The organism is Thioalkalivibrio sp. ALE25, from assembly GCF_000377285.1.
Classification (GTDB): Bacteria; Pseudomonadota; Gammaproteobacteria; order Ectothiorhodospirales; family Ectothiorhodospiraceae; genus Thioalkalivibrio.
The window spans coordinates 24,609-36,537 of the sequence record NZ_KB897936.1; the positions used below are offsets into that span (position 1 = coordinate 24,609).

The window sequence follows — 11,929 nt, forward strand, 5'->3', positions numbered from 1 at the left end:
CCGGTCAGGACGAACAACTCAGCTGGATGCCGCTGGCCCACGCCGGGGGCAGATCGGCATAGGCCTCGAACTCGGGCTGCTCGTCGAACGGCCGGGCGAGAATCCGCTGCAGGCGCTGCACCTCGGAGGGATCACCGGCCTCGGCCCGCTCGATCGCGGCCTGCGCCAGGTGGTTGCGCAGGATGTACTTCGGGTTGACCGCGTTCATCGCCGCCCGGCGCGCATCCGCCGCCCGGGCTTCCTGCGCCAGGCGTGCCTGGTAGCGCGACCACCATGCCTGCCAGGCGGCCCGATCCTCCAGTTCCGATTCCAGCTGCGCGCGCGTCTCCGCCTGCTCCAGATCCGGCAACTGGCGGAAAAATCGGGTGTAGTCCACGCCCTCGGCCGCCATGCGGGCCAGCAGGTCCTGGATCAGGGCCTCGTCGCCTTCCTGCGCCGCCTGCAGGCCGAGTTTCGCCCGCATGCGCGCGAGCCAGGCACGGCGGTACTGCGGCTGGAAATCCTCCAGCAAGGCCTTGGCGCGCTCGATCGCCGCCTCCCGGGTAGGGTCGGCGAAGTAAATCACCAGGGTCTCGGCCAGGCGGATCAGGTTCCACTGCGCGATCTGCGGCTGCTGATCGAAGGCGTAGCGCCCGCCCTGGTCGGTGTGGTTGCAGATGTAGCTGGGGTCGAAGGCATCCATGAAGGCGAACGGACCATAGTCGATGGTCAGCCCGGCCAGACTCATGTTGTCGGTGTTCATCACCCCGTGACAAAACCCGATGGCCTGCCAGTCCGCGATCATCTCCGCGGTGCGTCCAATCACCGCCTCCAGCATCGCAGCCACCGGATCTTCGGCATCCACCAGCTCCGGATAGTCGTGCGCCAGGGCATAGTCGATCAGCTCCTGCAGGCGCGCGCTGTAGCCGTTGTAGTGGAAGTACTCGAAATGGCCGAAGCGGAGGAAGGACGGCGCCGCCCGCAGCACGATGGCCCCCGGTTCGATGCGCTCGCGATAGACCCGCAGACTGGAACCAAACAGCGCCACGGCCCGCGTGGTAGGCACACCCAGCGCCGCCATCGCCTCGGAGACCAGGTACTCGCGCACCGAGGACCTGACAACCGCACGACCGTCCGCCCCTCGCGAGTACCGAGTTGGCCCAGCCCCCTTGACCTGCAGTTCCCAGGTCTCGCCCCGGGCGGTTCGGACCTCGCCGAGCAGCTTGGCGCGACCATCCCCCAACTGTGGCACGAATACTCCGAACTGATGACCGGCATAAACCGATGCCAGGGGTTCGGCGCCCGGCAGCTCGCTCCCCCGGGTACAGACCCCCAACCACGGATCGCGCTCCAACGCGGCCGGGTCCAGGTCCAGGCGATCGCACATGTCGGGGCTTGCGGCCAGGCAGTTGGCGCCGGGAAACGGGGCCGGGGCGGGCCGGTCATAAAAAGCCTCCGGCAACCGGGCGAAGCGGTTGATCCACTCCAGTTCCGTATCGGGGAGGTCAGATTGTGCAGGGTCGTGGACCGACATGGGGCAGCTCGGCAGGTTGCGGTGTCAGGGGTTATCATGCGCGTCGCAACGACCCCGGTTCAGGAACCCACGGCGGTCGCACGTTCATTCCCCGGCCGGGGCCCGTGGCCACCGGCCGTCCGCATGCATCCCGGAGGCAAGCCCCGTGTCCGAACAAGACAACCCCAAGCCGCAGAACCTGAAGACCAGCGAACGCCTGGTGTGGCTCGGCTTCATGCTGTTCTTCGTGGTCGTGCTGGCGATCTACATCGCCCGCGGCAACGGTCTGGAACAGGATCTGTCGGAGGCCAACCGCGACCTGCTGCAGGCGCAGATGCAACTGCAGCAGTACACCCGCCACGAAGTCCCGCGCCCGGTGGAACTGGGTCTGACCAACGCCCACATCCAGGACCTGCAACGCCGCGGCATGGTGCGCCCGAATGAGCGCCTGGCCGACGACCTGATGCCGCAGACCGACCTGATCCCCCACGAGGCCCCGGCGGGCGAGGAATACGCCTTCCGCCGCGACGGCATCCACGTACTCAACCACCAATGGGTGCTGGCGAACTTCGAGGGTGACTCCGCGCATGGCCAGTTGCTGCTGGCCTACGAGGTCGTCCACGGCAACGTGCACTGGGAAGTGCTGGAGTCCACGCTGGATCGCAGGTAAGGCTCGCGGCGAACGGGGTCGCGCTCTCCCCGTGTCCGTCCGGCAAGGCCCTCTGCGTCAGGTATCCGCGCGGGCCAGCGCGGCCAGGTGTTCGCGCGCCGCTGCGGCCTGGCGGCGGACCTGGTCCGGGGCGGTCCCCCCGGTGAGGTTGCGCGCCGCCGCCGAGCCCTCCGGCGTCAGCACCGCGAAGACATCCTCGCCCACCGCCGGGCTGATCGCCTGCAGCTCTGCCAGCGGCAGCTCCGCCAGATCCACCCCGCGTTCCTGGGCGATGCGCACCGCCCGGCCGACCACCTCGTGGGCGTCGCGGAAGGCCACGCCCCGTCCGACCAGGTAGTCCGCCAGGTCGGTCGCGGTGGCGAAGCCCTTGCGGGTCGCGGCCAGGGTATTCTCCCGCCGCACCTCGAGGTTCGGCACCATGTCGCCGAAGGCGCGCAGCGACCCGAGCAGGGTATCGACGGTGTCGAACAAAGGCTCCTTGTCCTCCTGGTTGTCCTTGTTGTAGGCCAGCGGCTGGCTCTTCATCAGGGTCAGCAGGGACATCAGGTGGCCATAGACGCGGCCGGTCTTTCCGCGCACCAGCTCGGGCACGTCCGGGTTCTTCTTCTGCGGCATGATCGAGGAACCGGTGCAGTAGCGGTCCGGTAGCTCGATGAAGGCGAACTGGGCGCTGGTCCACAGCACCAGCTCCTCGGCCTGGCGCGACAGGTGCATCATCAGGGTCGCCGCGGCCGCGGTGAATTCGATGGCGAAATCACGATCGGAGACGGCGTCCAGGGAGTTGCGGGTCACGCCATCAAAGCCCAGCAAGTCGGCCGTGTATTCGCGATCCAGCGGATACGGCGTACCGGCCAGCGCGGCCGCGCCCAGCGGCAGGATGTTCACCCGACGACGCGCGTCACGCAGGCGCTCGGCATCGCGCTCCAGCATCTCGTACCAGGCCAGCATGTGGTGGCCGAAGGTGACCGGCTGCGCGGTCTGCAGGTGGGTGAAGCCCGGCATCACCGTCTCCGCCTCGCGTTCGGCCAGGGCGACCAGACCGTCCTGGTAGCCGCGGATCAGGCGCAGGATGTCGTCGATGCTCGCACGCAGCCACAGCCGGATGTCGGTGGCGATCTGGTCATTGCGCGAGCGCCCGGTGTGCAGCTTCTTGCCGACGTCACCGATGCGCTCGATCAGCCGTGCCTCGATGTTCATGTGCACGTCCTCGCGCCCGACCTGCCAGTCGAACGCACCGGCGGCGATCTCGTCGCGGATCGCGTCCAGCCCCTCGAGGATCTGCGCGGCCTCGGCGTCGGTCAGCACCCCGACCTTCGCCAGCATGCGTGCATGGGCCTGGGAGCCCTGGATGTCCTCGCGATACAGACGGCGGTCGAACGCCACCGAGGCGGTAAAGCGCTCGACGAAGGCATCGGTCGGCTCGGAGAAGCGTCCGCCCCACAGCTTGGCCTCGCCGGAGGCGGCGGGTGTGGCGGCTGGCTTGTCGTGCGGGGAATCCTGCGTCATGGTGCTTCCTGAAGGGACTTGGAAAGACACGGAAGTATACGGGCACAAAGGGGGGGTGAACATGGCACGACCACGTCCCCGGAACGAGGCCCGGTACCAGGGGAGCAACTGACGCATGGCCCAGGGGGACTCCGCCAGGCAGACCAACGGGGAGCTGTCGCCGCTGCCGGACTTCTGCAGCGCGGAGACGCTGCTGCGGGTGCTGATGGTCGCCGTGCTGCTGGCGCTGGCGATCGCCCTGCTGCGCGGTGGCGGCCAGGACTGGCTGTCGGCCCTGGCGCTGCACGCCCTGTTCATCTTCTGGGTGGCGCTGACCAGCCTTCTGATCCTGTGCGCCCTGAAGCGCCCGCTGCACCGGCTCCCCCTGATCGCCCAGATCGTGCTGCCGCCGCTGGTGCCCATCGCCAACACGGCCATTGTCTATCGTCTGGCGGAGGAGCTGGTGCTGGCCGACCCGGCCCTGCGCTGGCCGGTAATCGGTGTGGCGACCATCCTCAGCCTGGTGGCGATGCACTACCTCTACCTGCAGGCGGCCTGGCAGCGCGAGACCCGGGCCGTAGCCGCGGCCCGCGAACAGGCGATGCGCGCCCGCCTGCGCCCGCACTTTCTCTACAACAGCATGAACACCATCGCCGGCCTGTGCCGCAGTGACCCGGAACGGGCGGAGCAGATCACCCTGGATCTGGCGGACCTGTTCCGCGCCACCTTCGCCACCGGGGACCGCCACTCGCTGCGCGAGGAGCTGGAGCTGGTCCGCGCCTTCCTCGGGATCGAGCAGACCCGCTTCGGCGAGCGCCTGGAACTGGACTGGGACTGTCCCGACCATGCCGGACTGGACGTGCCGGTGCCCACGCTGTTCCTGCAGCCGCTCGCGGAGAACGCCATCCAGCACGGGATCGCCCCGGCGCGCGGCGCGGGCCGCATCTGGGTACGCTGCCGCATGGACTCGGGCCGGGTGACGCTGATCCTCGGCAACAGCGTGGACGCGCAGGCCCGCGGCGAGGGTACCGGGACCGGCACCGAGGCCGTGCGGCTGCGACTGCAGCATGCCTTCGGTGAACGGGTACACTTCGAAACCGACGGGGGCGACGGGGCGTTCGAGGTCCGCATCCGGCTGCCCCTCGCGACCCGGGAGGGAACCCCATGAACGACCGCCCACTGGACTTGCTGGTCGCCGACGATGAACCCATCGCCCGCCAGCGCCTGAGCGCCCTGGCCCGGGAGCTGGGGCATCGGGTGGTGGCAGAGGCCGCGCACGCCGGTGAGGTCGAGACGCGCCTGCGAGAGCACACGCCGGATGCCCTGCTGCTCGATATCGATATGCCCGGCGAAACCGGGCTGGAGCTCGCGCGGCGCCTGCATGCCGCCGACCCGGGGCTGACCGTGATCCTTGTCACCGCCCATGATCGCTTCCCGCTGGAGGCCTTCGAGGCGGGGGTGCGCGACTATGTGCTGAAGCCGGTACGCCGCGAACGGCTGGAACAGGCGCTGCAGCGCGCGGTGCAACAGAAGCAGGGGCGGGTCGAAACCTTTCCCAACGAGGTGCATATCACGGTGGGTCGGCGCGAGGAGCGCGTCCCGCTGGAGCGGGTCGATATCTTCATCGCCGAGGGCGGCTACGTGATGGCGCGTTCCGCGCGCCTGGCGGGTTTTGTGGATGGCCGCCTGCGGGATCTGGAGAGTCTCTACGGCCCGGCGCTGTTGCGGGTGCACCGCGGCTGCCTGGCGGTGAAGGCGTCGATCAAGGGGATCGAAACCCTCGGACCTACCGACAACCGCCTGTTGTTCCACGACGACCTGGACCCGATGCCGATCAGCCGCCGCCAGCTCCCGCGGGTGCGCGAGTACCTGCGCAACGGCACCTGACTACCTGGCCCGCCCCGGACATCCGGCGGATCAAGGCCGGGGAAACGCGCGGGATTCGGGGCCGACCGCCATGATCGTTATACTAGTGCGTTTTGAACGCCCGGCCGCCCGCGCCGTGGCTCGCCCGGACAACCCATGAAGCCTGTACGCATCGCCACCCGAAAGAGCCCGCTTGCCATGTGGCAGGCGGAACATGTCGCCGCCCGCCTGCGCGCCCGCGAACCCGAGCGCCCGGTCGAACTGGTCGGCATGACCACCCAGGGCGACCGCGTGCTGGACTCGCCGTTGGCCCGGATCGGCGGCAAGGGGCTGTTCGTGAAGGAGCTGGAGATCGCGCTGCTGGAGGACCGCGCCGACATCGCGGTGCACTCGGTGAAGGACGTACCGATGGAGCTCCCGGAGCAGCTGGAACTCCCCGTGATCCTGGACCGCGAAGACCCGCATGATGCGTTCGTGTCCAACCGCTACGCCCATGTCGACGAGCTGCCGCAGGGCGCGCGGGTGGGCTCCTCCAGCCTGCGCCGCCAGTGCCAGCTGCGGGCCCGGCGGCCGGACCTGGAGGTGCGCGACCTGCGCGGCAACGTGAACACGCGCCTGGGCAAGCTGGATGCCGGCGAGTACGACGCGATCCTGCTGGCCGCGGCCGGGCTCAAGCGCCTCGGGTTCGACGAACGCATCCGCTCCTGCCTGGAGCCGGACGTCAGCCTCCCGGCGGTCGGCCAGGGGGCCATCGCCATCGAATGCCGCGCGGGCGACCGCGCGATCGGCGACCTGATTGCGCCTCTCAACGACCCCGACACCGCCGACCGCGTGCGTGCCGAACGCGCCTTCAACCGCCGTCTGGAGGGCGGCTGCCAGGTGCCGCTGGCGGCCCATGCCACGCTGGACGGTGACCAGCTGCACCTGGACGGACTGGTGGGCGCGGTGGATGGCAGCCGCCTGCTGCGCCGCCAGGTGGACGGGCCGCGCGGCGAGGCCGAGGCCCTGGGGATTCGCCTCGCGGACATGCTGCTGGAACTGGGGGCGGGTGAACTGCTCGCGGCCGCCCACCGCGAACACGGCCAGGACACGAAGGGGTAGACGCATGACCGCATCCGCAGACGAGAACGCCGTGGCCACCGAGGGTCAGGGTCCGCTGGCCGGCCTCGGCATCCTGGTGACCCGCCCGGCCGCCCAGGCCGAGCCCTTTTGCGAGGCGCTGGCGGCGGAGGCCGCAACGGTGATCCGTTTCCCCGTGCTGGAGATCCTGGCCCCCAGCGACCCCACCAACCTGCGCGAGATCCTGGAGCGGCTGGACCGCTTCGACATCGCGGTGTTTATCAGCCCGAACGCGGTGCAGCGCGTACTCAACCTGGCACTGGCGGAACGCGACTGGCCCGCGACCACGCAGATCGCCGCCATCGGCAACCGCACCGCGCAGGAGCTGAAGGGCTTCGGTCGCCCGGCGGATATCCTGCCCCCGCGGCGTTTCGACAGCGAGGCGCTGTTGGCGCAGGAGGCCATGCAGGACGTGGCCGGCAAGCGCGTGGTGATCTTCCGCGGGGACGGCGGGCGCGAGCTGCTGGGCGACACGCTGAAGGAACGCGGCGCCGAGGTGACCTTTGCCGAGGCCTACCGCCGCGGACGCCCCGAGGGGGATACCGGCGAACTGATGTATTCCTTCTCGCGCGGGCAGATCGACATCATCACCATCACCAGTGGCGAGGGCCTGCGCAACCTCTACGAGATGGTCGGCAAGCTGGGCCGCATGTGGCTGCGCAAGACCCCGCTGGTGGTCGGCAGCGAGCGCATCGCCGAGATCGCGCGGGAACTCGGCTTCAAGGCCGCGGTGGAAACCGCCGAGGACCCCACCGACACCGCCATGCTGGCCGCCGTCCACCGCCTGGCAGACCAACTACGCACGGACCGCACCTGATCATCCACCACGACAAGAGCCTTTCACAGGAAGACTGGAAGATCGGAAGGTTCTACAGCTTGGGCGTTGACCAAACGATCAACGCCTTGCAAGCACCAGCGTCAGGGAACTCTCTGATGCCGCCAAGAAATCTTCCTTCTTCGCGTCTTCCTGTTCAGGCTTTTCGCCCTTGAATTTCTTCGTGCCTTCGTGCGCTTCGTGGTGAACAAGCCCTGCGAACGCCGGCGGGTTTACTCGGCCGGGGTGGCCGGTTCGAAGCTGTCGTAGTAGAGCTGCTCCGGCGGCAGGCCTGCGGCGCGGAAGGCCTCGCGGGCGGCGTGGATCATGGCCGGAGGCCCGGCCATGTAGACGTCGAAGCCGGACAGGTCCGGATATTCGGCGAGCACCGCGTCGTGCGGCCAGCCGCTGACCGCGGCAAAACCGGCGGCCGTCTCGGCCGGGGTATCGGACAGGACCGGCGTGAAGCGGAAATGCTCGGCGTGTTCGTCCGTCATTCGGGTGAGCCAGTCCGGGGCATAGATGCCCTCCGCCCCGCGCGCGCCCCAGAACAGGTGGTGCGGCCGATCCAGCCCCTCCGCGGCCAGGTGATCGAGCATGCCCTTCAGAGGACCGAAACCGGTGCCCCCGCCGACGAACAGGCGCGGCCGCGGCGATTCCTCGTCGACGAAGAAACTGCCGAGCGGGCCCTCGATGCGCAGCAGGGCCTTGGGCTTGAGTTCCTCGAACACCATGGTGGAGAAACGCCCGCCCGGCATCTGCCGCACGTGTAGAACCAGCTGGGCATCGTCATGCGGGGCGTTGGCGAGCGAGTAGCTGCGGCGGTCGCCGCCCTTCAGCAGCACGTCCAGGTACTGCCCGGCCAGGAACTGCAGGCGTTCGGTGGCCGGTAGCTGCAGGCGCAGCTCCATCACATCGTCCGCGAGGCGGTTCAGCTCCGCCACACGGCACGGCAGGGTCTTGACGACGATATCCCGGGCGGCGCCGATCTCGCGCACCTCGATCTCCAGATCGTCCACCGGGACGGCCTGGCAGAACAGGGCCATGCCGTCGGCCAGTTCGGCGTCGGTGATGCCCTGCGGCCGGGTCGGTCCGTGATCGACTTCGCCCTGCAGGACCCGCCCCTTGCAGGAGCCGCAGGCGCCATTGCGGCAGCCGTAGGGAAACGCATAGCCCTGGCGCAGGGCGGCCTCGAGGACGGTCTCGTCGTCCTCGACCTCGAACACGTGGCCACTGGGCTGAATGGTGACATCGAACGCCATGGAAACCCCCGGTCGCGGAAAGCCGATCATTCTCGCCAGTAGCAAGCGGAACGCAAGCAACCGCAATCCCGCCGGGTGGCCCGGATGGAGATCTCGCGGGAACCAGCCCTGGGGGTTTCGCCCCGCGAGCGGGTTGGGCAGAATCAGGTGCGTTCCACAAAAACGACAAGGGAATGCCATGCGTCATTTGCTGATTGCGGCCGGGGCCGGCCTGCTGCTCGCGACAGGCTGTGCCTCCAACGAGACCCGTTCCACCGATTCCCGCGACCGCGCGGCGGAGGCCGAGGCCGACGCCCCGGCCGCGACCGCGGATGTCCCGGCGGACGCACCGGTGATCCGGGTTGCCCATTCCGTGCCCTACAGTGCCGATGCCACCATCGCCAGCAATATCCGTCAGGAGTGCAACCTGGAGGAACAGTTCTCCGAGTTCATCGCCCACTATGGCGCCGACCAGGGCCTGCGCTTCGAACGCGAGGCGAGCGTCGACCCCTCCGCCGGGGGTCAGGTACTGGTGGTGGAACTGACCGACGCGGTCAGTGGCGGCAATGCCTGGATCGGCCATCGCAAGGTCACCGAGGCCGCCGGCACGCTCTACAGCGATGGTGAGGAAGAGGCCAGCTTTACCTCGCGGCGCTTCTCCGGTGGCGGTGCGTTTGGAGGCTTCAAGGGGTCGTGCTCGGTGCTCGGCCGCACGGTACAGGCGATGGGCCGCGATATCGCGACCTGGTCGGCGGCGCCGGAGGATGGCGCCCACCTGGGCGACTAGTCGCAGGCGGCGGGAGCCCGCGCAACCCGCGGGCCCGGTGCGTCGTCCGTCACCCGCTGCATCCAGTCGACCAGACGGGTGGCGGTGGTCGGCCAGTCCGGGGCGTGCAGGAGCAGGTGCGGCCAGTGCGATTCGGTCCAGACCTCCGCCCGATGCCCGGGGTGCGCGCGGGCGGCGGCGCATACCGAGGGTTTCAGGATTGTCCCGTCGTGCTCGCCCCACAAATAGACCACCGGGACCGTAACGTGGTGGATGTAATCGGTGGCGTACTGCGCGAGCCAGACCACGCCGGCATAGGTATCCAACCGCACTCGGCGGATGACCTGCGGGTCGTTGGCGAATCGCTCCACCGCGGCGGGGTCCAGGCTGTCGGCGTAGTCGGGGTCGATGGTGAGCGTCAGGCCCCCGGCCAGGGTCTCGCCGGTGCGCACCGCGGCGTCCCAGAACCCGCGCGCGGGTATGCCGCCACGCAGGCCCGGGGCCACCGCGATCACGCCGGCGACATCGAGTTCCGGATACGTCGCGAGGCTCGCCAGTGCGGCCGAGCCCCCCATGCTCTCCCCCAGCAGGAAGACGGGCCGGTCCGGATCCTCCGCGCGGGCGGCATGGACCATCGCAACCACATCCTCGATCACGGGCTGCATCCCGGGCCAGCGCCCATGCGGCTCGCTGGCGCCATGCCCGCGCTGATCCAGGGCGTGAACGCTGTACCCGCGTTCGGCCAGCCACGGACCGAGGGAGGCATACGCCCCGGCATGGTCGCGGAAGCTGTGCAGGGCGATCACCACCGCGACCGGGGCATCGGCCGGCCAGTGGCGGATGCGGGCGGGCGCAATCGCGGTCGCGGTGGGGGTTTGCTCGACAGGGGTTGAGTCCGCGCGCATCGAGTCACGCTCCGGGACGGCGGCACAGCCGGCCAGGGCCAGCAGCACGCCCGGCAGGAGCCAGCCACCGGCCCGGACAGCGCGGCGGCTCACGCGTCATAACCCCAGGTCATCCCAGATCTCGTCAACCCGGCGTTTCACCGCCTCGTCCATGGCGATTGGTCGCCCCCATTCGCGATCCGTCTCGCCCGGCCACTTGGAGGTGGCGTCCATGCCCATCTTCGATCCGAGCCCGGACACCGGGGAGGCGAAGTCCAGGTAGTCGATCGGGGTGTTCTCCACCAGCGTGGTATCGCGCGCCGGGTCCATGCGCGTGGTGATGGCCCAGATCACGTCATTCCATTCGCGGGTGTTCACGTCGTCATCGACTACGATCACGAACTTGGTGTACATGAACTGACGCAGGAACGACCACACGCCCATCATCACGCGCTTGGCATGGCCCGGGTACTGCTTGCGCATGGAGACTACGGCAAGGCGGTAGGAGCAACCCTCGGGGGGCAGGTAGAAGTCCACGATCTCCGGGAACTGCTTCTGCAGGATCGGGATAAAGACCTCGTTCAGGGCCACGCCGAGGACGGCGGGTTCATCCGGGGGGCGGCCGGTGTAGGTGGAGTGATAGATCGGGTCGTCGCGGTGGGTAATCCGGTCAATGGTGAACACCGGGAACTCGTCGACCTCGTTGTAGTAGCCGGTATGGTCGCCGAACGGGCCTTCGGGCGCGGTGTCGCCCGGGTGGATATGGCCCTCCAGCACGAACTCGGCCGACGCCGGCACCTCGAGGTCCGAACCCATGCAACGGGTAACCTCCGTACGGCTGCCACGCAGCAGGCCGGCAAAGGCATATTCCGACAGGGTGTCGGGCACCGGGGTGACCGCGCCGAGGATGGTGGCGGGGTCGGCGCCCAGGGCTACGGCAATCGGGAACGGCTCGCCGGGATGGGCGCGGGTCCACTCCTGGAAATCCAGCGCGCCGCCACGATGCGACAGCCAGCGCATGATCACCCGGTTGCGACCGATCACCTGCTGGCGATAGATGCCCAGGTTCTGGCGTGACTTCTCGGGGCCGCGCGTAACCACCAGGCCCCAGGTGATCAGTGGCCCGGCGTCCCCGGGCCAGCAGGTCTGCACCGGGAGGGTCGACAGGTCGACCGCGTCGCCTTCGATCACATGGCGCTGGCAGGCGGCCCCGCGGGTCTTCTTCGGAGCCATGTCCAGGACCTTTCGGAAGACCGGCAACTGCTCCCAGGCGGCCTTCAACCCCTTGGGCGGATCCGGCTGTTTGAGGAAGGCGAGCAGACGTCCCACCTCACGCAGGGCCTCGACCGAGTCCTCGCCCATACCCATGGCCACCCGCTCGGGAGTACCGAAGAGATTGGCCAGTACCGGGATGTCGGATCCGGTGGGGTTCTCGAACAACAGCGCCGGGCCGCCAGCGCGCAAGACGCGGTCGGCGATCTCGGTCATCTCGAGGTTCGGGTCCACCTCGCGGGTGATGCGACGCAGCTCGCCGCGCTGTTCGAGGCCGTCGATAAAATCACGCAGGTCCTTGTACTTCACGGGTCGCTCCC

11 protein-coding genes are annotated in these 11,929 nt (G+C 68.9%); 6 read left to right on the forward strand and 5 right to left on the reverse strand.

Going from position 1 to position 11,929, the window contains the following annotated elements; translation table 11 throughout:
- Positions 1-4: 4 nt before the first annotated feature.
- Positions 5-1,513 carry a YdiU family protein gene (locus C996_RS0111525; protein ID WP_018867591.1) on the reverse strand — a complete coding sequence of 503 codons (1,509 nt, stop codon included), beginning with the start codon at positions 1,511-1,513 and terminating at the stop codon, positions 5-7.
- Positions 1,514-1,658: 145 nt separating this feature from the next.
- On the opposite strand from C996_RS0111525, the gene C996_RS0111530 reads away from it, so the two are divergent.
- The gene (locus C996_RS0111530; protein ID WP_018867592.1) at positions 1,659-2,162 is read left to right on the forward strand and encodes a hypothetical protein; all 504 of its coding nucleotides are present in this window, start codon (positions 1,659-1,661) and stop codon (positions 2,160-2,162) included.
- Positions 2,163-2,219: 57 nt separating this feature from the next.
- Here C996_RS0111530 and argH read toward each other — a convergent pair whose 3' ends face one another.
- Positions 2,220-3,668 carry an argininosuccinate lyase gene (argH, locus tag C996_RS0111535; protein WP_018867593.1) on the reverse strand — a complete coding sequence of 483 codons (1,449 nt, stop codon included), beginning with the start codon at positions 3,666-3,668 and terminating at the stop codon, positions 2,220-2,222.
- A 115-nt stretch (positions 3,669-3,783) separates the two neighbouring features.
- Between argH and C996_RS0111540 the strand changes: the two genes are divergently transcribed.
- The 4 genes from C996_RS0111540 to C996_RS0111555 all read left to right on the forward strand — a co-directional run bounded on the left by C996_RS0111540 (position 3,784) and on the right by C996_RS0111555 (position 7,449).
- Positions 3,784-4,815 (forward strand): sensor histidine kinase, encoded by a 1,032-nt coding sequence (locus tag C996_RS0111540; protein WP_018867594.1) that lies wholly within the window; start codon positions 3,784-3,786, stop codon positions 4,813-4,815.
- Positions 4,812-5,534, forward strand: coding sequence for a LytTR family DNA-binding domain-containing protein (locus C996_RS0111545; RefSeq protein ID WP_018867595.1), 723 nt, complete (start codon positions 4,812-4,814; stop codon positions 5,532-5,534). The genes C996_RS0111540 and C996_RS0111545 overlap by 4 nt, the downstream gene beginning before the upstream one ends.
- Before the next feature lie 135 nt (positions 5,535-5,669).
- Positions 5,670-6,614 carry a hydroxymethylbilane synthase gene (gene hemC / locus C996_RS0111550; protein WP_081618404.1) on the forward strand — a complete coding sequence of 315 codons (945 nt, stop codon included), beginning with the start codon at positions 5,670-5,672 and terminating at the stop codon, positions 6,612-6,614.
- Positions 6,615-6,618: 4 nt separating this feature from the next.
- Positions 6,619-7,449 (forward strand): uroporphyrinogen-III synthase, encoded by an 831-nt coding sequence (locus C996_RS0111555; protein ID WP_018867597.1) that lies wholly within the window; start codon positions 6,619-6,621, stop codon positions 7,447-7,449.
- Between the two features lie 230 nt (positions 7,450-7,679).
- Here C996_RS0111555 and C996_RS0111560 read toward each other — a convergent pair whose 3' ends face one another.
- Positions 7,680-8,708, reverse strand: a complete 1,029-nt coding sequence (locus C996_RS0111560; protein ID WP_018867598.1) for a CDP-6-deoxy-delta-3,4-glucoseen reductase — start codon at positions 8,706-8,708, stop codon at positions 7,680-7,682.
- 178 nt (positions 8,709-8,886) lie between these two features.
- Between C996_RS0111560 and C996_RS0111565 the strand changes: the two genes are divergently transcribed.
- On the forward strand, positions 8,887-9,474 hold the full coding sequence (locus tag C996_RS0111565) for a hypothetical protein (RefSeq protein ID WP_018867599.1): 588 nt from the start codon (positions 8,887-8,889) through the stop codon (positions 9,472-9,474).
- Here the strand turns inward: C996_RS0111565 and C996_RS0111570 are convergent.
- On the reverse strand, positions 9,471-10,451 hold the full coding sequence (locus C996_RS0111570; RefSeq protein ID WP_018867600.1) for an alpha/beta fold hydrolase: 981 nt from the start codon (positions 10,449-10,451) through the stop codon (positions 9,471-9,473). The genes C996_RS0111565 and C996_RS0111570 overlap by 4 nt on opposite strands.
- A 3-nt stretch (positions 10,452-10,454) precedes the next feature.
- The gene (gene ubiD / locus C996_RS0111575) at positions 10,455-11,918 is read right to left on the reverse strand and encodes a 4-hydroxy-3-polyprenylbenzoate decarboxylase (RefSeq protein WP_018867601.1); all 1,464 of its coding nucleotides are present in this window, start codon (positions 11,916-11,918) and stop codon (positions 10,455-10,457) included.
- Positions 11,919-11,929 lie beyond the last annotated feature (11 nt).